The sequence below is a fragment of the Cytophagales bacterium genome (assembly GCA_033344775.1).
Taxonomy (GTDB): Bacteria; Bacteroidota; Bacteroidia; order Cytophagales; family Cyclobacteriaceae; genus JAWPMT01.
Genome location: JAWPMT010000002.1, coordinates 401582 through 423409 on the forward strand (window position 1 = coordinate 401582; position 21828 = coordinate 423409).

The 21828-nt window shown below is 40.4% G+C and carries 25 protein-coding genes; 8 read left to right on the forward strand and 17 right to left on the reverse strand.

Going from position 1 to position 21828, the window contains the following annotated elements:
- The 11 genes from R8G66_06110 to R8G66_06160 form a co-directional block, all read right to left on the reverse strand.
- The gene (locus R8G66_06110; protein ID MDW3191915.1) at window positions 1-2061 is read right to left on the reverse strand and encodes a YncE family protein; all 2061 of its coding nucleotides are present in this window, start codon (window positions 2059-2061) and stop codon (window positions 1-3) included.
- A complete protein-coding gene (locus R8G66_06115) occupies window positions 2058-2849 on the reverse strand; it encodes a hypothetical protein (protein ID MDW3191916.1) in 792 nt (263 codons plus the stop codon). Before R8G66_06115 ends, R8G66_06110 begins: the two co-directional genes overlap by 4 nt.
- Before the next feature lies 1 nt (window position 2850).
- Window positions 2851-3339, reverse strand: coding sequence for a hypothetical protein (locus R8G66_06120; protein MDW3191917.1), 489 nt, complete (start codon window positions 3337-3339; stop codon window positions 2851-2853).
- Between the two features lie 57 nt (window positions 3340-3396).
- On the reverse strand, window positions 3397-3630 hold the full coding sequence (locus tag R8G66_06125; GenBank protein MDW3191918.1) for a hypothetical protein: 234 nt from the start codon (window positions 3628-3630) through the stop codon (window positions 3397-3399).
- 59 nt (window positions 3631-3689) lie between these two features.
- Window positions 3690-4316 carry a hypothetical protein gene (locus tag R8G66_06130; protein ID MDW3191919.1) on the reverse strand — a complete coding sequence of 209 codons (627 nt, stop codon included), beginning with the start codon at window positions 4314-4316 and terminating at the stop codon, window positions 3690-3692.
- Window positions 4317-4705: 389 nt separating this feature from the next.
- Window positions 4706-4909, reverse strand: a complete 204-nt coding sequence (locus tag R8G66_06135) for a hypothetical protein (GenBank protein MDW3191920.1) — start codon at window positions 4907-4909, stop codon at window positions 4706-4708.
- A gap of 287 nt (window positions 4910-5196) precedes the next feature.
- Window positions 5197-5706, reverse strand: coding sequence for a hypothetical protein (locus tag R8G66_06140; protein MDW3191921.1), 510 nt, complete (start codon window positions 5704-5706; stop codon window positions 5197-5199).
- 8 nt (window positions 5707-5714) lie between these two features.
- Complete coding sequence (locus R8G66_06145) at window positions 5715-6413, reverse strand: hypothetical protein (GenBank protein MDW3191922.1); 699 nt, start codon at window positions 6411-6413, stop codon at window positions 5715-5717.
- Window position 6414: 1 nt separating this feature from the next.
- Window positions 6415-7074, reverse strand: coding sequence for a hypothetical protein (locus R8G66_06150; protein ID MDW3191923.1), 660 nt, complete (start codon window positions 7072-7074; stop codon window positions 6415-6417).
- 162 nt (window positions 7075-7236) lie between these two features.
- Entirely contained in the window at window positions 7237-8190 is a 954-nt protein-coding gene (locus tag R8G66_06155) for a hypothetical protein (protein ID MDW3191924.1), read from the reverse strand.
- 93 nt (window positions 8191-8283) lie between these two features.
- A complete protein-coding gene (locus tag R8G66_06160; GenBank protein MDW3191925.1) occupies window positions 8284-8454 on the reverse strand; it encodes a hypothetical protein in 171 nt (56 codons plus the stop codon).
- Window positions 8455-9136: 682 nt separating this feature from the next.
- Between R8G66_06160 and R8G66_06165 the strand changes: the two genes are divergently transcribed.
- From R8G66_06165 to R8G66_06185, 5 genes are all read left to right on the forward strand, one after another.
- On the forward strand, window positions 9137-9484 hold the full coding sequence (locus R8G66_06165) for a hypothetical protein (GenBank protein ID MDW3191926.1): 348 nt from the start codon (window positions 9137-9139) through the stop codon (window positions 9482-9484).
- A 173-nt stretch (window positions 9485-9657) separates the two neighbouring features.
- Entirely contained in the window at window positions 9658-10650 is a 993-nt protein-coding gene (locus R8G66_06170; GenBank protein MDW3191927.1) for a hypothetical protein, read from the forward strand.
- 1059 nt (window positions 10651-11709) lie between these two features.
- Entirely contained in the window at window positions 11710-12147 is a 438-nt protein-coding gene (gene tnpA / locus R8G66_06175; protein ID MDW3191928.1) for an IS200/IS605 family transposase, read from the forward strand.
- A gap of 705 nt (window positions 12148-12852) precedes the next feature.
- A complete protein-coding gene (locus R8G66_06180) occupies window positions 12853-13005 on the forward strand; it encodes a hypothetical protein (GenBank protein MDW3191929.1) in 153 nt (50 codons plus the stop codon).
- Window positions 13006-13129: 124 nt separating this feature from the next.
- Window positions 13130-14488: a tetratricopeptide repeat protein gene (locus tag R8G66_06185; protein MDW3191930.1), complete on the forward strand. Its 1359-nt coding sequence runs from the start codon at window positions 13130-13132 to the stop codon at window positions 14486-14488.
- Here the strand turns inward: R8G66_06185 and R8G66_06190 are convergent.
- Together R8G66_06190 and R8G66_06195 are read right to left on the reverse strand one after the other, a co-directional pair.
- Entirely contained in the window at window positions 14485-14913 is a 429-nt protein-coding gene (locus tag R8G66_06190; GenBank protein MDW3191931.1) for a helix-turn-helix transcriptional regulator, read from the reverse strand. The two genes, R8G66_06185 and R8G66_06190, sit on opposite strands and share 4 nt — an antisense overlap.
- A gap of 236 nt (window positions 14914-15149) precedes the next feature.
- A complete protein-coding gene (locus R8G66_06195) occupies window positions 15150-15599 on the reverse strand; it encodes a helix-turn-helix transcriptional regulator (protein MDW3191932.1) in 450 nt (149 codons plus the stop codon).
- A 360-nt stretch (window positions 15600-15959) separates the two neighbouring features.
- Between R8G66_06195 and R8G66_06200 the strand changes: the two genes are divergently transcribed.
- The 3 genes from R8G66_06200 to R8G66_06210 all read left to right on the forward strand — a co-directional run bounded on the left by R8G66_06200 (window position 15960) and on the right by R8G66_06210 (window position 18241).
- The gene (locus tag R8G66_06200) at window positions 15960-16694 is read left to right on the forward strand and encodes a GLPGLI family protein (GenBank protein ID MDW3191933.1); all 735 of its coding nucleotides are present in this window, start codon (window positions 15960-15962) and stop codon (window positions 16692-16694) included.
- A 40-nt stretch (window positions 16695-16734) separates the two neighbouring features.
- Window positions 16735-17178, forward strand: coding sequence for a hypothetical protein (locus R8G66_06205; GenBank protein ID MDW3191934.1), 444 nt, complete (start codon window positions 16735-16737; stop codon window positions 17176-17178).
- A 478-nt stretch (window positions 17179-17656) separates the two neighbouring features.
- Window positions 17657-18241, forward strand: coding sequence for a hypothetical protein (locus R8G66_06210; protein MDW3191935.1), 585 nt, complete (start codon window positions 17657-17659; stop codon window positions 18239-18241).
- 89 nt (window positions 18242-18330) lie between these two features.
- Here R8G66_06210 and R8G66_06215 read toward each other — a convergent pair whose 3' ends face one another.
- The 4 genes from R8G66_06215 to R8G66_06230 form a co-directional block, all read right to left on the reverse strand.
- Complete coding sequence (locus R8G66_06215; protein MDW3191936.1) at window positions 18331-19377, reverse strand: hypothetical protein; 1047 nt, start codon at window positions 19375-19377, stop codon at window positions 18331-18333.
- Between the two features lie 116 nt (window positions 19378-19493).
- Window positions 19494-20429 carry a hypothetical protein gene (locus R8G66_06220; protein MDW3191937.1) on the reverse strand — a complete coding sequence of 312 codons (936 nt, stop codon included), beginning with the start codon at window positions 20427-20429 and terminating at the stop codon, window positions 19494-19496.
- The gene (locus R8G66_06225) at window positions 20430-21347 is read right to left on the reverse strand and encodes a hypothetical protein (GenBank protein MDW3191938.1); all 918 of its coding nucleotides are present in this window, start codon (window positions 21345-21347) and stop codon (window positions 20430-20432) included. It abuts the gene before it with no gap.
- Complete coding sequence (locus R8G66_06230; protein ID MDW3191939.1) at window positions 21348-21803, reverse strand: hypothetical protein; 456 nt, start codon at window positions 21801-21803, stop codon at window positions 21348-21350.
- Between the last annotated feature and the right edge of the window lie 25 nt (window positions 21804-21828).

Here is a 21828-nt window from a genome sequence, read left to right on the forward strand (position 1 = left end):
CTATTTAATTGGATTGTAGTTACTATTTGGATCAGATAATTGCCTTGAAATGCCTTTGCTCATCTCAGCACCTATCGATTCTCGGGCTTTTTCGGGTAGCAGGTTATAGAGATCAAATTGGCGATAGTAGACCATCATGGTTACCGTCTGTTGAGGGGCTACCATGAATTCCCAACCATTGGCCCCATCAATGACGGCACCTTCCAGTCCATTGACCTCCGATACATTCTGTCGCATTTGAGGACTATAGAAATCATTGAAAGAAAGGGTGCGCACTGTACTGTTTCCTGTTGCGTTTCCTTCTCTTAGTCGAAGGACATTGAATCGATCATTGCCTGAAAGTATGAATCGGGCATGTTTGACTACTACCGGATTTTGCTGAAAATCCCTTCGCTTCTCGTCCAGGTCTTCATCAACGACTACCAGACTGCTCTGCGCCTTATAACCAATCACCCCGATGGAGTTGCTCGATGCAGACGAAGTGAATAACACATTGTTGGTTGGGTCAAGGGTGAACCCATTGTTGATGGGTCCTAAATCAAGGATAGCTCTCACGCTATGATCAGCATGGATGACTGTTATTTGATTATCCCCCTTACTGGCCACATATATGAAGTCATTATTAGGATTGAACAAGACCCTTGAAGGGCTATATCCAACAGCAATAGCAGGTTCCTTTTCATAAGTACCCACCTGAATCGGAATGACCTCATTGCTTTCTGTGGCCACCACAAGCATTTGTTGTATTCCTGGGTGATAGGCCATTTGCGAAGGCTGCTGTCCGACCTCATTGATTTGAGTAAGCATATTATTATCCTGATCAAAAACTTGAATGGTATGATCACCACTATTGGCAATCCATACCTCACCAGATTGGGGATGAACTCCCACACCAAGTGGATATTGTCCGACATTAATTACTTCCTGGTTGAAGGAAGTGGCATCAATGACCGAAAGGGTGTTATCTACATAATTGCTTATATAAACTTTTTCATTTTGCGGGTTAAAGGCAACTGCTAAAGGTCGAATACCGACGTTAATTACCTGCTCTACTGCGAAGCTCTGATCAATGATGCTCAGGGTATTGGAAACAGAACCGATGACATAGACCTTGCCGTAGTGTTCACTCTCTTTTCTGGTATTGACCGCTATATCTGCCGGACTGTTCAGTCCAGGAAAGTTTGAAGGTTCAAGTTGGATCAGTTTTACCAATTTACCTTCATGGTCCAGGACAGATACATTATTGGAAAGCTGATTGGCCACATAAATGAATCCATTAGCTGGATTAAAAGCCATGCCTTGAGGGTGCAACGCGTTTTCCAATGTGATCGACTCATTGAGTTCATGATCTTCCACATCATCCAATTTCGGAGGGCTGACTGCCACCGCCTTATTTGCTTCCCATAAAGCCACGGGCCGCTCCTCATTGGAAAGGTTCTGTATGGTTACTTGCGTAACCTCATAATCCTTTTGGAGTGCAGCTAAAAGTTGCTCTCTATTAGCAACAGGTTTGCCTTGCTTTTTAAATTCCTGTTTTTTAGCCTTCAGGTAACGCCTTGTGACCGATTGGCCTTGTCGGGCCATCTTTTTCAAGCGTTGCTTTTCCTTTTTTCTGGCCCCTTCATCATTAGATACATCAATGACGCCCTGCTCAGTACCCCATCTCTCCAGGTCTGTGATATATCTATCCAGTAATTTCAGGTTCGAAGGGGTTTGAAATGAAGCGATTCGCCCTGTTTTTATGGCTTGTAGTTTATTGTACAACCGCTGCGGATATAGCAGATCAGCCACATCAATGATTCCCTCTTTAGTACCCCATCGGGCAAGATCTTTTAGGAACTGTTCTTGCCTGGCTAAAAGTGATGGGGCAATGTGAGACTTTAACTGGTTTAATGCTTTATCATCATAGCCGTCTTCACTCGCACCGCCTATCGTCTTTTTAACTTCATTGGTCTGTTTACAACCACAACCTGCTTTCTTTTTGGGATAAAAGAGTTTAGCACAGGTGCCGAGTCCTAATCCCATTGCCGTCAATAGCCCTATTTTCCAACCCTGATTCATCCTGCGTCCTTTAGATTTTTGGTCTTGTACTGATCGATGAAGTTCATGATATCAGCTGTCCGATCAACATGAGGCTTGCCAATGGATTCAGGGTGTCTTTTGAATACCTTGGTTGCCGCATAAATGGCCTCAATGGTTGGAAAACCATAGTCCAGGTAATACTGAAGACCACACAGGTCAGCGTTGCGCTCACTTCTGGTATTCATGAAAAAGTGACATCCTTCATGGGAGAGTATGGCCACACGCACGGGAACTGTAAACTGCTGAAACAGTTTCTGTGATAATTGCACCCTGGGCATTTGTCGGTGGATCCTGGCAGGAGTCACCAGTTCATTCCCTAATTCATCGGTGATCGTGGGTAGATACTGGACCAGGAATTCATGATCCGGAGAATGGTAAAACCCCGGTTTAACATATCCGGCTTTTTGAGCAAAGCGAATGGCAAAATCCATGAAACGATGCCTTTGTTGACTCGCCCATACTTCTGCCGGACCCATTTCTTTTAAATCGAAATTGACCACTCTAAACCCGGACTCATCCAAAGTCTGCTTGTTATAGACTTCCAATATGAGATTATCAGGACTTACCGGAAGGGGTATGTGGATTTGACGGAAGGCACTTTTATTATTCCTGAATGACCCGGCTCTAAAAGTGACTTTACGCCGAAAGTAATCCGCATATCTCACTGTTGGATCATAGACGATGATACCCACCGAAACTGGGTAGGACGCCCTGATCTCCAGGGTAATGGTAAATCGCTTGTGTCTGGATGGAATCGGAATTACCATTTTACTTCACCAGGTTGGGTTCGTTAATCAATTGTTTAGTTTTGCCTTTTCCTTTTTGGAAATAAGTGAAACCATACACCGCCAAGCCGACTACTACCGCACCACCGACAACATAGATTCCTATCATCGATCTTCCATTGTCGGTGGGCGGAGTTGGCCCTGCTAATCCAAACTGGAAGTCCCTGGGGGCTGAATTACTTGCAGTAGGGTTCTTTTTAAAAACACTGAACAGGTTACCAATCGAACCTGTCACACCCTCGATGCCGCCATTGTCTTTGAGGGTATTGTTAAGGCCTGACCAGAAGTTCTTGTTGCGTTGTTTGCGCCTCGCAATTTCCTCGGGAGTAAGGCCAGCTTTTCTACCAGGTTTATGATTACTCTGCCTTTTCGATGACTTCTTGCCCTTGCCAGAACCAAGAAATTCATCATAGGCATAAACCTCATATTCACTTTCCAGACCCATGATATTTTCTAATTCTCCTGCGATCATTTCTTCCTTTTACTCACCACTTACTTTTTACTAGTCCTTCTATTCCTTTTCTAAAGCTTAAATGATGTACATGACCTTCAGTGTAGTTTGATCACTGACCACAAAGGGTACCGCCTGATAGCCCTTACCGACAAATGGATAGCTTTTGGCCTCTCCTGGAGTCAATACCACGCCATTGACAGTCACGTCCTGTGTTCCCGTATTCTTTAGTGATGCGAACAAAAAGCCTGCTGGTACTTCACTGTTCGTATCGGTAAAATCCTGTTCGGTGATTGATGCTAGTAAGTCCATTTTTTAGTTATTCTTTTTTTCAATTCTGACTTTACTTAAATCCTTCCTTGCTTTTAAGCTTAAGCACTAGCTGCACTGAGTTTTTTCGCTCCTTTAGCCGACAGCTTTTTGTTCTTTGCTAAAAGCTTGTCTTTCATCAGCACCTTGGTGATGAAGAAATAACCTCCGACCAATACGCCTAGCCAGATAAGACCTTTGCCGGTACTGATCATCTGGGTTTGGGCCTTGAGCTTTTCAGTTTTGTACTTTTCCTGATCCACTTTTTCGGCGATGCCTTCATTTTTCAAGGCTTCCTGCTTGACTTTTTCTTTCAGACCCTGAGCCTTGGCTAATTCCTGTTTGGTTTTGAGTTCTTTCTGTACCGCATTATTGACAATCTGATGCTCTTTTAAATCACGGCGCTTGATAGAGGCACCAAGATTGTTCAGTTTAATTGATGTTGGCCGTACAGTTGAACTACTTTTTGGTCTACCGCCACCAGATGAACTGCTGGAGCGTACTGGCTTGGGCTTGATGATGACCGGAGGTTTCCGATGAACCACAGGAGCCTTTTTGCTCGGTATTGGGCCTCTTAATACCGGTTTGAATGGGATCGACCGTTTAGTCCGGCTTGGTCGTGGAGCTACGATTCTTAATGGCGTAGTTCTTACCGGAGTACTTCTTCTCCGTCTAACCCGGACAGGCATAACCCGACTGGGTATAGTCTGGATAGGAGTATAGCGTTTAACTCGGGTATTTCTTACCGACCTCCTTCTTCGAGGGGAATAGCTCTTTATGGGGGATCGTCTAATCGGCGTATATTTTCTTGATGATCTAACGCTAATTGATCTTCTTCTCGGCCTATATCTTCTTACTGTTCTAGAAGATGACCTTGAAGAAGGTCTTGAATAAACCCTTCTCGACGGGATTCTTCGACGGCTATATACCCTCGGCGAAGAAGGTTTCCGTCTTACGGCTGTGTATCTTCTCATGGATCTTGTCTTTGGTCTTGTTTTGGTTCTGAGCTGAGGGTTACGTCTTCGACTGATCACCACTCTTCTTGTTGGGCGCTTCCTTTTACTCGATACTCTCCTCATTATTCTTTTTGCTGGTCTTCTTCTAATAGAAGTCCTGGTAGATGTCCCACGTAGCCCGTGTCTTCTTCTGGTAGTGGCCCTTTTTGAAGCGGCTCTTCTGGATGAGGTGCTTCTCTTACGTGAAGGGATTCGTCTGGAGGAAGAAGAAGGTCGGGTGGATCTAGCGGAACTTCTAACGTTTCTTCTTTTGCTTTTGACAACACTGCTGTGCCGTTTGCTTACTGGCCTCCGCCGACGGCTGATTCTTCTCCTTTTGCTTCTTCGAGAGCGTCTCTTACCTCTTCTTTTTCGAAAAAAATCATCGTCTTCTTCCTCGTCTTCAGCTTCGTCATCTTCCCAGCTAGTATCTGGCTCATCATCAAATAAATCATAAGCCATGTACTCATGATCTACAGCCTGGTCATTATCATATTCAACATCGAACATTCCTTTTTAATTGTCTTTTTATATTAGCTACTTGAAATCCCTTCGACTTTTCCAATTCCAGCGCCTAAGAGGGCTGTAAGTCGGTCACCTCTTCGCTTGCTTCCTGCTGTTTGTTCATGAACAAATAGCCTCCTACGATCAATAGGGCAATCACAATAACCATCGTGTTCCCTCCAAATCCTGCTTTTTGTGTTAATGGCACGCTTGCTTGATGCTGCCTTAGTTCAGCTGCTGCAGATTTTGGTGCTACATTTTGCCCGCTTCCCTGAGTGGGTTGTTGCGCAGAAGTTGTTTTAGTAGCACCAGCCGGGTTTGATAACATCGTGGCTTTCATGATGGCCGTTTGTGTCCTTTTGGCTTCAGTATCCGCCCGACGATCGTCATTCTTTAATCTTCTGCGTTCGAAGCGAATAGACCTGCGTTCTTTTTTCCTGGCTCGACGTTCTTTTCTTCGCCTTCGCGCTTTCTTCCCTATGAAGTCGTCATAGTCTCGATTTAAGGCATCGATATCAACTGTTGAAAGTCCTGTGAGACCAAAAGATGTATCATTGATGCCTGTGCCTTTTTGTTGCATGTGCTTAATTATTGCGCTTTAGTTTTTATTGCTTTTCCTGAATGAGTTGGAACTGGAGCTTTCCGGGTTTTTTGTTGGGAGGCTTGCTTTACAATGATCCATCCAACTACACCCACGATGATGATTGCTCCTCCGAGCTTGATTAATTGTTCCTGCTTAACCTTCTTTACCCTGGCCGCCTCTTTTGAAGCTATTTCTGCTTCTTTTTGAGCTTTGTAGGCCAGCATGGTCTGAAGCGTTTGTGAGCGGGCCTGATCTTTCAGTATTTTTTGCCGTTGCTTATTGCCGAATAAATTGGCAATAGATCCGACTGCCCCTGCTATGGCCGAAACCGGATCAGCTCCTACGGTAATTCCACTTCCACTTGCACCAGATGTCGTTCCCGCACCGGCTGCACCACTTAAAAGGGGTCCCAAATCAAAACCATCTTCCTGATCTGCTTCATTTGTTGAAGCCGGTTTGACTTTCGTACTCAACAACCTGGCTAAAGCAAGGTGGAAAGGCCTTCCTTGCTTTTCGATGGCGAGAAATACCTTATTGGTGAGTTCCTTGCCTGTAAGATTTCTGGAACTGGAAAAACCAAACTCAGCAAGTAATCTGGCAACACGATCCGACTCATCAGCTATATAAAGTGCCAATAAGTCCAGCAAGGATCTGGTTTGATTCGTGTGTTTATCCGCAAGCTCGTTTTTGATTACCCGGACCATATTAAACTACACTTTTGTTAAACTTCCAGGCTGAACCGATCAGTCCTCCAGCAACTAATGTCAAGCCAAGAATCAACAGAGCTTCGGTAGGCTGGACCACAATCCCTTCTTTGGAAGACTCAGTTGTGTTTGGTTTTGATACTTGATCAGTAGAAGGGATGCTCTCTTTTTTGCGCAAGCGCAATTCATTCCATACCAACCGCACTTCTTCGGCAAGCGGTTGATTCTGAGGGTTCTTGTTTGACTTGTGAACTACATTTTCGTAGAGTTCTTCGAGTTCTTTTACACTCAAACCGACCAGCTGCTTTAGAAAGACTGGACGATCATTAGATCCGGTGTAAGCCGAATGCCCACAAGTACCACAATAGTTGGATTCAGCATCAAAAGAATAGTTGCTACAGGCACTGCAATAGCTATCTTCCCTTATTTTTTCAACCTGCAAGATAGCTTTTCTGTCAGGGTGCAGCTTGATTAATTCCTTTACAAATCGTCGCCCTTTTCTCCGCACCAATTGCTTGGTTGCGCTTAGCAAATGTTGGATATTATCAGGAACTTCAAAATCATACTTTTCGATCAGATTGCGCACTCCATCAGGGTGGCCGTAAACAATGTAGGCAATCCGGTTTTGTGCTCGTCTGGATCGCTTTGTGCGTTGCTTCATGAAGCCTTAGTCTTTTTTAGTTACAGGGTGGCCACTTCTTAAATTGTATTCAGATGCCGAATTTCTATAAGAAACAGCCTACTTCGACCAGGAAACCCCTGGTCGAACAAGTTTTCCAGGTGAAGTAGGCTTTTCTTCTTAAGGAGGGCTCGCTCTTCGCTTCTATCTTCTCCTCCCTCGGCCTCTTCTTCTCATGGCGTAGCGGTTTTGAGACCTTGACCTGCCACGGACGACTCTTCTAGGCCGAGCCCTTCGTACCACTCGCCTTACGGTTCGTCGTGGTTTACGCCTTTTGCTCTTTTTTTTGCGTTGAAGCAAGTCCAATTGTGGAAGCCCTGTTGTACGAGGTGCCTTGGATAGCTCAGCCACGTTGTTTCCCTTCAACAGGTTACCCATATTGGCCCGAGCCTTGATCGTGAAGGTGAATACAACTGTCGTTCCATCCTTGATCAGCATGCGCAAAGAGTCCTGACCGGTTACATCCATCTCGAAAGCTGAATCGTCAATGAGCTGTTGAGTGAAGTTCTGAGGACTGGTCGCATTACGAGGCTGGTACACACGTACCGTGTTTGAACCTGTGGCCGTTCTGCGAGTCACTTTCAATACATTGTCGAACTGAAGAGGGTCAGAAACAGACATCTTCATGCCAGCAATCTTGAAAGGGTTAGCTTTCGACTCTTCCCTTACTTCTCTATGGCTCGATTCCTCAACGATCACACTGACTCCAGCAGGTTGAGACGCACCTTCATTACCGCCAAACAACACAGCTTCAGCATCGGCTCCGCTGGTGTTTTTAACCACTACAGTCAGGGTACGATCATTCGGATCAATTTTTCCAATTGAGGTGCTCTTATAGCTGTCATATGCATCATCATAGCCGTCATAGTCCTCTTCCTCATCCATCACTGGCAAATATTCTATTTCCTCTTCCTCATCATAGAAGCCGTCTTCCTCATCGTCATCATAGAATCCGTCTTCATCTTCATACCCTCCGAAACCGGTATCAAAATCATCTTCTTCGTCATCAAAGAACTCATCTTCATAGTCCTCGTCATAGTCGTCATATCGATCTTCGGCTTCGTCCTCGTATCGCTCTAGTTCGTCTTCGTAGTTCATTTTTAATTGATTAAATCCAATTACTGTTGTTTTTTCATAAGTCTGGGGGTCGCCCAGGACCACAGGTAGTTGTTGACCCGTGATCTCCGGACTTTACTTTTTACCCCCTCGACCTGGAGTTGTAGTTCCTTTAGCGGCTTTTTTTGCCTTGGCCTTTTCCCACATTGGGGCAACTACAAATGTGCCTAGCGCTAATCCGGCTAATAATGCTCCTCCGCAATAAGCCCACTGTGTCCAGGCAATGTCTTTTCCTTCTGCTGCCATTTTTTCTTGCTTTGTTATTCTTTTTTGAAATTTTCGATGGCGACCTAATCCAGGTCGGGCTGTGCAATCTTGGCCACGTGGGCCGAGCTGCACAGATTGTGATGGGTCTTTAAACCTTTCGACCGGCAAATTCAGACTTCAAACCCGAGTAGGCAAGGTGAGATTTCGTACCGTGGAAACATCCCGGATTTTAAAAAAGAGGTAAGAAAACGCATATCTTATCGGATGATCAATAGAGTCCTGGTTACCAATTCTTAGTTCAAAGTGAAGAGGAGGTAACAGGCTTTTTTACCTGTACCATTTTCTGAATTGAACGGTATGACTAGATTAGCAACTTGGATATAGTAAACAACTATTCCAAGCTGGTTTTAATGAGAAAAGAAGTTGCTTTTTATAAGGGCAACTTCTTTGTTTTTAGCCAATTACAGTCAATTCTTCCCCTTTTTACAAGCCAAAGACCGTCTGTTAATTAGCTATGTATTTTTATTCATTAATCTTGTCGATCTTTGGAATAAATAATCAGTATTGTAGTAGTTTAATACTTAAGGGAAGACGTGATAAATTTCCTCAATCCTCTTAAGGATTTAACCAAATAATATTGTTTTATTGAGAGAGGGAAAGACGATTTACTCATACCTTTTCCCCTTATTTATCTTGAACCTGCATTTGACTAGCATAAACCATGGATAGGGACCTAAAAAAAGAATTCCTTGATCAATTGATTACCGATGAGTTATTAAAAGAACTCCTTCCAAAAGCAAAAGAAGAAATTGAATCAGTTAATCAGGGATGTGCTGTATTTGAAATTAACCCTCTGATCAATGTTGAGTTTAGAGGATATCAGGTTTTCCTTAAAGCGGGACAATCGAAAGTAGAGTTTCATCCGATGCTCAATCCGATCTGCCAGATAGACTTTGAAAACAGATTGATAGAGGCATTAGCCCCTGTAGAGTCGTTGGGAGTATTTCAAGAATATTTGACTACAATCACATCGGAATTTTCGTCATCTACTGAATCAAAAAAGGATTAGATTGAATAGGTTTAAAAAACCTAACTCATCATAATCTTAGCAGACCTACCAGAATGCGGCCTTTACTCATTTTTTTCATCCTACTACTTTCAATCATATCCTACGCTTGTGATTGTTCTACCAGTTATGAGATTAGATCACTTGAGGACATTGAAGAGTATGTCTTTATCGGCTTGGTTAAAATTGATTCACTTTTCTTCCTGCCAGACGACACACTTGACCACAATATTTCTCACCACGCCAGTTTCTCAATTATCGAATTATATCGAGGTGACTCAATTTCCGAAATAAATGTAAGTGGTAGTAATTACCATCTAAGTAGAACCATGTGGACTTCTTGTGATTTAGGATTGAATCCCGGCGAAGAATGGATACTATTCGCATACATGGCTTCGGACTCAGTTCTAAGAACACACTACTGTACATACTCTCAGTTATACCGATCAGAAAACGGGCAAAGAGATTGGCATTATCGTCGTGGATTTAAAGAAATAGAGAAAGTCAAGCAAATTCTGAACATTCAGGAACTTCCTAACCAAACCTTGAATGGACAAGTCAACGAAAAGTATCCGGATGGATCAATTGAAGTAATCGCAGAATATAAAAACGGACTCCTTAACGGAAGACGTATTGCGTACTATACCAGTGGTCAATTAATGGCTGAGGATCAATATGTCAATGGAAAGAGAGAAGGGCAATTGAATTGGTTCTTCAAGAACGGTTCACTAAAACGTAAATATTCATATCACAATAATCAACCTATAGATAGCTGCTGGAATTTCCATAGAAACGGAAATATTGCAAATAGAAATTTTTATTCTAGAGATGGGCAAGCTCTGTATGAATCTTCTTATTCTGAAGATGGTATTTTAGATCATACCTATGAGGTAGATACTTTGACAGATATGTACGTCCGTACAGTCTATTACGGTTCCGGTATAAAACGACATGAAACTACTAATCAAGTTGGGGAATATTTAGATGGAAATACAACACAATACCATCCCAATGGACAGGTTGAAGCTACTTGGACTTACTTTGAAACTGGAGAATTTTATTCCGAAATAAAGAAATGGAACGAATCTGGAGAACTAAGCTTTCATCAGAAAACCAATTGGAAGGGTGAAAAAACAGTGATCATGGATAATACTAAAAATAAACCTTAGCTCGAATGTGTCTTAGGAGCAAGTGAATGATGCTATTCCTATTGTTGGTCATCGACTGATTACGGTTGTAGGACTTAGAAATAAATCGTATTGAATACATAGCACATCAATAAGGTAGACCCTAAATCAATCAAGGAAACTTATCTCAACCTGTGGTAAAAACGGTAGATATCAAGTTGTAAGTTAAATGAGCAAAGAAGCATAAACCTATGTTCCTCGTTTTGATATAAATCAAACCCAAGTATAAACCACCAATACAGGTACTCATTGCTACAAGAGCGAATTCCTGACTGTTTTGTGCCCAATAGAGATGAGTACCCATGAAATATAAAGTAGAAAGAAACAGAGAATAGTTTTTACCCCATCTAATTACCATATTTTCCAATAGGTAATATCGATAATACAGTTCCTCAAGTGCAGCTCCTAATATAAGATGAAAGATTTCATCACTAGAGATTAAAGGCCTCAATTTCAAATGAAGTACTCTCCCAGAAATCAAATTATGGCCTAAAAAATTGATAATGAAACTAATGGCTATACTACAGACAAGTACTAGTGAGTAGGTGCCAATACTGAAATCTAAAGATGGTTTCGACAATCTTAGTGTCCGCTTTTTAATGAAAAATATGACTAAGAATAATAGTAAGTAATTGATTGCTAGGCTGATCAGTGATTCCAGTGGAAAAATATCCAAGGAATTTCTAAGACTATGAACAACTTCATCAAATATGGTATGAATTAAAAACAACAATAACAGAAACCAGATTGAAATGTTTTTCCGATCGCTCATAATTCAAATTACTCAAGATCACAGAAAATTCAATGTAACCCTATTTATCAAAACTGTATACTGCTAGATTCATAATACAGATAGAAAAATCCCAATCACGAAAATTTTCATTCCTATAATTCCATCCATGGGTAATAAACGGTTCCTTTCAGGCTTTGATGTTACGCCCGATTTACCCTTTCTCCATAAAAAATTAATATCCATATCTGGGAATGGGAGAAAATCCCTCGCCTTTATGCGAAGACTTAAGTATTTGCGATATTTCGATTATGCAGAATTATCGGAAAGGGTCGCATACTTTATTTGACTTGAAATATCATTTGGTATGGGTGACGAAATATCGAAAGCAAGTTCTTGTTGGAGGTGTTGCTGAACGTACTAGGGAATTGATACGGGAAATCTGCAAGTCGAACGAAGTGGAAATATTAAAGGGTCATGTTTCTAAGGACCATATCCATCTTTTTGTATCGGTTCCTCCCAAACTGTCGGTAAGCAAGTTGATGCAGTATCTGAAAGGGAAAACATCTCATAAGATGCTATTCGAATTTAAGCATTTACAGAGACAGTTTTGGGGTAAGCACATCTGGGCTAGGGGCTATTTTGCCGTGAGTAGTGGAAACGTGACCGACGAAGTGATTATGAAATATATCGAAAACCAAGACCTTGAATCCGAGGATGATAACTTTCAAATTAACCACGAACTTTAGCCGCCTTTAGGCGGAACCAAATCTACCGGCTTTAGCCTGTTAGTTATTTAATTGATCTTTAATGATTTCTAAATCCTGAATAGTATGAAGTACTTTTCGAAACTGATGGTCACAAAATCTCTTGTTTTCTTATTTATGGTTCCGCTAAAAATAACCTTGGTAAAAGCCATCTCCAGGCTTGGTTTAATGAAACTTATGGATTTGTAAGATTAGAATATGAGAACATTGATCATTCCAGAATCTATTTTGATCTAGTGGAAATAATTGATTGAATTCCAAAACAAACGACTTGATTTACTAGATCCTGATGGCAAGCCGGAATTGACCATGTAAACCGCCCTGAAAAGCTCCTTTTCCTTTTTGATAATTCACGGTACAAATATTTGGTGACCATCCTAGTCATCTAATTGAACCGCAATTGCTTTTACATTATTGGAAGAATAAATAGATCATTTAAAGAATAGCATCTTTCTACATCCATAGTCTCAAGTTTACTCATGATACATAGCGTAAATCAGGTAATAGGCAATGATGAAACATTTTTGATAAAAAAAATTACTACGTAAAGGATTTTTTTTAATCTATAAAAATTTTTCTACGGATTGACATAATTAGTTACTTCTACTATTAAAGCTCACCGTAAACGTTCGTGGACCTTATGGCAACTGCCTAATTTTAGCACATCACATTTAATTAATTAAAAAGATGAAAAAGCTAAAAATTATTGCATTGTTGTTTGTATTGGGTGTTTTTACCATTAGTTGTGGTGACGAGTTTACCGAAATTGTAGTGGACGAAATCACTATGGAATCTGATAAAGCTGGTAACCCTACTGATCCTGCGGATAGAGATGAGTAGACATCTCCTTCAGTTCTGATAAAAACTGGGCTTTTAGCCCGGTTTTTTATTTTGATAAATAACGATAGATTTGTTTGTGTAGCATGACTTGTGTCATGTAAGAGAACCGCAAATGCTATTAAAGATGGATAAAGCTATCGGCAAAACATGCTATTGTTATTTGTTATGCATGATTTTCCCCGTTTTTCTTATTGGAAGTCCAAACGAACTCTTGGACGATATGATAAAAAAAGGGAATCAACTATATCGGGATTCACCAGATTCAGCTCGATCAATAGTAGAGGTGGTGTTAGAAACAAGTGCTAATAAACTAACGTTAGGAGAAGCATATTTTTTACAGGGTAAGATCTTAAATAGTACTGGAACTGATAATTCAAGTGCTCTTGTTAGTTTCTATTCGGCTCTAGATAATTTTCTCCTCGCTGACTATGATAAAGGAATTGCCAAAACCTTGAAAAAAATAGGACTATGCTACTACCGTTCCTCAAATTATGAATATGCGGCCACTTATTTCCACGAAGAGTTGGGTTATAGACGTGAGCTTAGTGAAGCAGCATTTTTAGGTGATGTTCATTTCAATATTGCCTTGACAAGCTATCAATTGTCTCAGCATTCAGAAGCAATTTCTTATTTCGAGAATTCAATAGAAATTTTTAAAACGATTGGGGAACAAAAAATGGTAAATGATGCGAACCTGAACTTGGCCATAAGCTATTTTCATGATGGACAAACAGAAAAGTCCTTCCAATTATTGAGAGGCTTGAATACTGAAAACTCAGTTGGTAACTATTTTCAGGGTCTAGTCTATAGTAATTTAGGCTCTCTTTATTTAGATGTTTCTCAGTTGGATAGTGCAAAATTTTATTTGAATGTCGCTGAAAGCTCAAAGTCGTTGGAAAACAATCCAGTTCAACTAATTAGATTATACCGCGACTTAGTTAAGTATTACCTCATCATTGATAAAGATAACATTGCTTCAATAGATTATTTGGAAAAGTCAATTAATCTAACACCAAGTTCGACTGATCAGGCTGTATTATTAGATTGTTTTGACCAGTTAATTGAATTGTATCGGAAATTGGGTAATGAAGAATTAGCACTGATTACCGAAAGTAAATTGGGAAAAGTGGCTTCTCCACTTGCAAAACAAGCTTTGGAACAAGAAAAAATGCATTTAGCCTACAAAATGCGAATGATCAAGCATCAAAGAGATAAGCAATTGCTTGAACGAAGGAATGATCAATTAGAGGTGAGATTGTTATATCTAATTATCGGCCTCTTGATAACAGCGATAATTTGTTACCTCATAATTCGATGGCTGTACAGAGGAAAGCAGAGTAAGCAAGACACCATTGAGTATTTGAAAGAGAAAGATGCGATGCTCATCTATATAACAAAGACGTACAATATTGATACTGCGAAGATTGCGAGACGTCTCAATAAAGAGTATCGTAGAGGTTTTAAGACATTTGAAACCGATTAAGTTTTATCAGTCTGTAACAGTTTTTCCTGAAGATTAATGATTCTATTCTGAATTAGCAGCCGTTCTTTAGCGAGTTCATCTTTTTCAAGGAGCAAGTCTTTGCATAGCTTGTTTACTTTCTCCGCAGGTAGTTCATCTACAAAGCTGTATTTACTGATGGTCTGAATGCCTGGAATATCTACGATTTTCTTAAGTGCTGCCTCATCAGATGTCGGGTCTTGTTTTGCTTTGGTGACATCAACTAATTCCATATCAAACTGAACAAACTTTACCGGATCTATTCCGAAATGCTCAGTGATTTCGATCACTTTGGCAGTACCAGGATCTGAGCCAGCTTCATAACTCCTTATTTGCGGTTGATTGAGTCCGAAAAGATTACCAAAGCGCTCTTGAGTAAGCGTATATCGCTTACGTAGCGTCTTCAAATTTTTATTGAGATAGTTCAAGTGAGAGTAAGCTTTATCTTAATTTCAAGACCCAAGTAAAACAAAATTTCCTTAAGTTCAGTGATAGTCAATGTTGAATAAAGTAAACGAATCCTATCAAAGTAGACCGGATAAGGGCATTTCTTGGCATTAAAAGAAGGTACTGAAAAAAATTAGGTTCACCGAATAGGTACCTTGCTATTTTATGCCAGCCCTACACCAGAATTTACTTAAAATCATTTCTTATTCAGCAGTTCCTCCTGTAGCTGGATGATTCTGGTTTGCATCTCAATACGCTCCTTAACCATATTATCCTTTTCAATTAACAAGTCCTTGCATAGTTTTCGTATTTTGTCAGGTGATAGTTCATCAACGAAGCTGTATTTATGGATAGTTTGAATACCTGGAATATCCATGAGCCTATCAGGTGATGAAACCTGATCGGAGGTTTCCTCGTCACCCTGGGCCTTGGAAACATCCATTTTTTCCATGTCGAACTGCACGAACTTTACCGCATTGAGTCCAAAATGCTCAGTGATCTCAATGACCTTGGCAGTACCAGGATCTGAACCAGCTTCGTAACTTCTTACTTGAGGTTGATTGAGTCCAAATAGACTTCCAAAGCGTTCTTGAGTAAGCTGGTATTTCTTCCTAAGTGTTTTAAGGTTCTTGTTTAGATAATTCAAAAGAATATGAGCTTTATAGAAAAAAGATCGTCGTATAAGGAAATTATTTTTGTATATGTAAAATTTATTTCCTTAATTTGACACATAGTGTTAAAGCTACAGAAGATTTCTGAGAGGGCTGACAGCAACCAAACAAGAGCAATGGTGATTGGTTTAATCATGTGACGTGGATATACCAATTTAGATTGATTCCCACTGAGGAAGAGAAGGTGCTCTATTTCATATAGGGTGCCTTTTTCTTTTTTAACGTATGATCATTTGTGGGTAATCCCGGCTTCAACTGGACATTGATTCCAAAGCCTAGAACTCTTCATTAGTTGATTACAGCATTTGTAATTGCATTAATAATCCAACAGACATATGAAAGTCAACAAAATAATTGTTTCCATTCTAGCACTGAACTTTCAGCTACTGGTGGTTGGGCAAGGAAATATTATGGTGATCTATGAAGAAACCGATAGAGTCTTTGATCTAAGGAATTACGAAAACTTAGAAAGTATGCCGCTCAGCTACGCATCTGTGGAAAGGATTAATAGAGAAAAAAGATCGGAAAAGACTATTTACTCCCTTCAATTTGATGGGGATAACTCTTTATTCAAATTTGAGTCAAAAGAAGTTCCATGGCTGAAAAATTCCAGTAGTGAGTTTGTAAAGGATCATTACGAGCATGGGAATAATAAGAAAGGTTATCCCTCATACTTCAAGGACTTGAACAATCACAGTTTAAGAATCTATGGTGGTTCTTTGCCAAAGCATTACGTGGTTGAAGATGACTTGAATGAAATAAATCAATGGGAACTCTTGCCAATGGATAGCGTGATCAGTGGATTTTCATGCAAGGCAGCGAAGTACAAGAAAGCAAAGCATGTAATGGCATGGTATACAGTTGATATACCTATTGCAGATGGCCCGAAACATTACAGTGGTTTACCTGGATTAATTGTCGCCATAAAACAGGAGGACGGTCGTCTTCTAATGATTAGCAGGATAGAGAAATCCCATTCTAACAATATACAAGAAGCACCAATAAATTCATCTAAGAAAATCAATTTCAAAAAGTGGAAGAATCAGTTTCTCCGATTACCTACCTATTGATTTCTGGCATTTTTTGTTTATCAAGCTCAAGAGCTTTCAAATGAGTAAAAAATCAATTCTCTTTCTGATGATCATTATTTATTTCGGAGGATGCTGCACCTCCGAATTCGGTAGTTCCTTAAAAAGGAATAAGGAAAAGCCACACAATTTTATTAATTTGGAATTGAAAGCAGGAGATAACTCAAAAGACGTGGAATATACCCTATATGTTTATCTCACGCAGAAATGGGATGAAATGGGTTTAGATCCTGATCAGCGCTTAGTATTCTTCGATAGCCTAAAAGGGAGCATTGAACGACGAGTCTTTGCAAGAAAAAAAGCCCTGTTTACTCTGCATGAAAACTTTAAGAACTACCCTCAAAGCATCACTCGAAGTAAGATTGACTCAGTAAATCAGGAATATGGGTTTTATGAAAATGAAGCGGTTTCTGTATTTATCCGACATAGAATCGATGAATTGTGTATTCAGCAACAGGTTGAGTGATATTTCCGTAAATGATGAATATTTATGTACTATAAATCACTACATATTCAGATATATCAATTATTTGAGTAATTAATATTTATATATAAACATAATTTTTCTATATTTGATTCGATTTTTAGAAGTAGGCAATTGTTTTCCGGCTTGCTGGGAAACTGGTTGGAGATGACTCTGTAAAAGCAGTTATTTCTCACCTCCATTACATCCTAAGAATTGAAGATGTATGCTCTCTCATAGCGGAGCATTACCGATGCTGGTTCTATGGCAAAGTCGGGACTTGTCCCGACTTTCTTTAATAATCAGAAAAAAAGGAATTTATACCAAATGAAGAGCCAATAAAACGAGTCCTACTCACAGGTCAATCTGTGATCGAGGTATCTGGAGCATTTAAGAATTCTGCATAGCGCAGAAGTTAACTTTATTGGTTATGGATAGGTGGTCTTTTGGCCACCTATCTTTTTAAATCAACTGGAAGGCAATGGACGAATTGAAACTCACAAGTAGCATCTTGAGTAATCAAATGATTACCCTGATCGATTATATCCGAAAAATGGAGACAACAATGGATGAGCGCTTATTTAGCTATACCACGATTGTTTCTCAATTCGTAGGTATATTGAATAATCTTCATGAGGATAGCCCTCGAAGTTTGAATGACATACTTACCGATTTAGTAAGTATGATTATGCCACTGGCTCACAGTTCTGAAATGCTTTATCAAGATGCTCAATACCTTGTGTCAGCTATAATGTTCAAGCATAAAGGCAGAGACACCATTTCAGCGAAAGCCTTTGATTTACTTCATAGTAATGCCTCTTTAATTAAGGATTTGGAAACGGACAATAAAACATTGATACGAGGGGCATTGTACACAATCAAGGACGAAAACTTTGTGATTCTCGGACCTTTGGCCTTGGGTACGGATTATTGGATTTATGATCAAACTCAACTTGATCAACGTAAAGTCTTAGCTAGTGTACCAGCTCATCGTCTATCTGATTTACTTCCTCTGAACGCTGCCGATTTTAGACTTAAAGGATTTTTACAATCTGAATTCTGTTGATTGACAATTTAAATCCGATCATATTTATCAAAATTCTTCGATTTGGGATTTGTTGATGGCTTAGATAGGCCTATTGATGTTCTGCTGCCCTAACAAAAACAGAATAGCTGCTCATCTTCCTCCAATTGGATACCAGCATCTCTTCTTATAGTCTGAAAAAGGATTTCTTCTGCCGAATGTCCTTTGACTCTTCTCATGGTATCTCCAGCGGCATTTTCAAGAATTGCCTGTTGAAGAAATGGAAGTTCATATTCACGACTGGCCATTACTTTCTTGGCTTTCGTTTTCAGGTGACAATTGACACAGTTCCCCAGGTATTTCTTGTCCCTGATCTCTAATTGAAAAGCTTGTTTATCCCAAAAATCCTTCACATTCTCTTCCTCAAAACCCAGGTCATAAAGTGGCATTTTGACCTGTACCTTGGCAGTTTTGGAAGCAAGGTTTCCAAAGTATCTCTTGGGTTCATCCTTTCTGATTCCTAAATACTTGGTGTATTGCTCCAGTCCGTAATTACGTTTCAAGAAATCACTCATAGTGCTTACTTTCAATCGTCCTGTACAATAGCGATGAACGACATTGGGAACGGACCAGTCAAGTCGCTTGATATAGCGAATGGCATTATAGTACAAAATGACCTTCAGCATGGGTAATCCCTCCATATTGCAAGTGTCAGCTGTGACCAGGTTGAATTGATGCAAACCAGCCTCCTGATCAAACAAAGCATGAAATTCCCTGACACATCGTCGATAATCAGCTTTTACCTCCTGTAAGTCCAGGTTAGAAAAGAGATCATTGTTTTGCTTATTGATTTTACAGGAAACTTCGGCTCGATCCCATCGAATGGGGTCCAGGACATCTTTATTGAACATGCCTTCAAAACCATACTTTTCAAGGTTTTCGTAAGCGGGGGCATGTTTCAATACCTGTTTCTCAAAACTCACAGGTAATTCATATTCCAGGAATAATATCTCTGTTTTGAAATATTTCTGTTGATCTTTTCCAAACTGGATAGAAGCAGGATGTTCCCAACCTGTATTTTGAAATAGAGAAATCGCATCTTGATGGCCCAATTCATTTCGAACGACCCAATCTAACATTCCTGAGCTTTCACCGAAGCTGTTGGCAATAATGTGCATTTTACTTTACTTGTTTTTTATCTAAAGTCTGATGTGGAGCGCATCTTAATAATCACCAATAAAACCCACTAGAAGCAGTATTTTGTAATTTGTTTCATGGACTCCATGTGATTGAATTAAAAAGGACTGGAGGTACTACTGTCGTGGAATCTCAGGTAATCAGAGATCAGCTTGATCACGGCATCATTTCTACTTTTATAGACGGGTTGTTCTTTATGATCCCTTTCGAGCAGCATCATTCGAATCAGGCCATTTTCTTCCTGATCAATGTACTTTTTGGCAGCCCTGATAAAAGCCTTTCTGCTACAGCCAACGATCTTTTGTTCCGGCATATTGACATAAACAAAGAAGCTCTTTCGGGCCAGGTACTCTTGTTTTTCAATTTGCTGGTTCTCATAAGCAGTCACAGCCAGGTCATATTGTTCATCAACAATGTGTTGTGCAATTCTGACCAAACGATATTTAGGAATTCGTTCCTTGTATCGCTTCACATCATCCACCTGATGATGCAGTCTTAACCAGGTACATGTTTGCCACTCAGTTGTGGTGATCTTAGCTACGGACTGATGTCCCAGGATCACATCTACTCCCTTGTGTCTTACTGTGACCATGGCACCGATCATGGACTGGCTTTTGGCTCCCACCATGTAGTTGTCTATGTCATCCAATACGATCAGACCATTTTTGAAGTAGCGCATGATCTTGTCAACTACTTCACGTTTCTGATCATCATCCATGGGAGAACCGTCCTTGTTGTAGGGTCTTATCCTGCGAGGACTCACTTTGGTCAAAGCCTTGATATGATCGGGGCTCACTGTTTTCCAATCAGGAAAATCATCGTCATTGGTATCAAAAGCCAGGATCTTCCTACCCACCTTACCCGTTTGGGGGTTATCGGTCATGTACTGTTTGAATTCCTGATGATTGCGATAGGATTTACCCACACCCATCATCCCACAGATGAGCATGATCATGGGCTGTCTTTCCAAATCCTCTTTGGAGTACTCAATGGGTTTTCTTCCTCTGGAGGCATTCTTTTTTGTTGTGGCCATCTACTTCTTATCCCCTTTATCTTGTTGTTCTACTTCGGTTGTTGCCACTTCCATCACGGCTTCAGGAGCAATGACCGGTGAGGGTTCATGTACCTCTTCGTATTCAAGTTCACCTTCTTCAGTGTCCTCGTCATGTTCTTGCTCCAGGTAGATATCATCTTCTGATAGCTCATCATCCTCCTGCTCATGATCTTCTTCAGATAAACCTTCAGCAACCATACTTTTTTCTTCACGGATGATATTCAAGATACGATCTACCAAAATTTCATTTTCAGCCCGCACCTCCATGACTATCTGCGCTTTTTTGACAAGAATGGAAATCAAAGCTCCCATGAGCTGTTGTTCAGGAGTAAGCTTCGCTGCCTTCTTTTTCAACACTTCTACCAGTAGTGGTTTTAATAGCGCCTTGTCCTCCTTTTCAAGCCGGAGCCTTTTGACATTTTTGGCATTATGTTCATCGATGACCTGGACGATTTCTTCAAAGTCATAGAAGTCATTATGCTTTTTGACCTTGACAAAAAAGCCACCTCCAATCTCCAGAAAATTATCAGCCATTCCCAGGAAGGTATCAGCGGCTTGTTTGGCATGAGCCGTAGGTAACTCAAAGACTTCCTTCTCCAGACCAACATCACTCATTGCTTCTTCGGAATCGTAAGATTCCGGATTATCATAATCATCATCGATTTGCTGTTCGGGAGCATCAGGCAAATCTTCCTGCTCCGAAGCTGGGCTTTCCTTTTCCTGATCTTCGGAATTCGAATCTGACTGTAGCGTCCCGGGCTGTGGCGCCCCCGCAATATCTTTTTCGATCACCGGTGCATTCAGAGGTGAGGTATTCTCACCTGCGATTTGTTCGAATTCAACGGCAGAATCATCACTGATGACTGCTGTTATTTCTTTGGATGAATTATTAGTCATTTATTCTTTGGTAAGTTTTGAAGTTATTTTAATGATGCTCTTTTCCAGTATCGCATACTTATCGACGAAAGACTGGTAGTAGTATGGGACGCTGAGACGCTCTTCGCACTTGTTGCAGTTGTACAATACATTGCGTTTGGTCAATCCAAAATCCTCGGCGATTTTGGAATAGCTAACCCCTGTATACTTTTTGATCAAGTGGTAGCAGGCCATTCTTGCTTCGCGGTATTCCTGAATAGCTGAAGTGAAGAACATCTTCTCTTTTAATTCAAAAACATCGATGGCTCTGGTAATCAGGTACTGACTGATCATCTGGAGTCGTTGAGTTTGCTCTACAGGAATACTGGTCTCATCGATGAAAGTAGACAATAGAAATATGGTATTATGCAAACCAATTTTGCCGATCACTACATCAATTTGTCGCTGTAAACTTTCATAGTTGTCCTGGTCCGTCATTCGCTTGATAATTAGTTGTAAACTG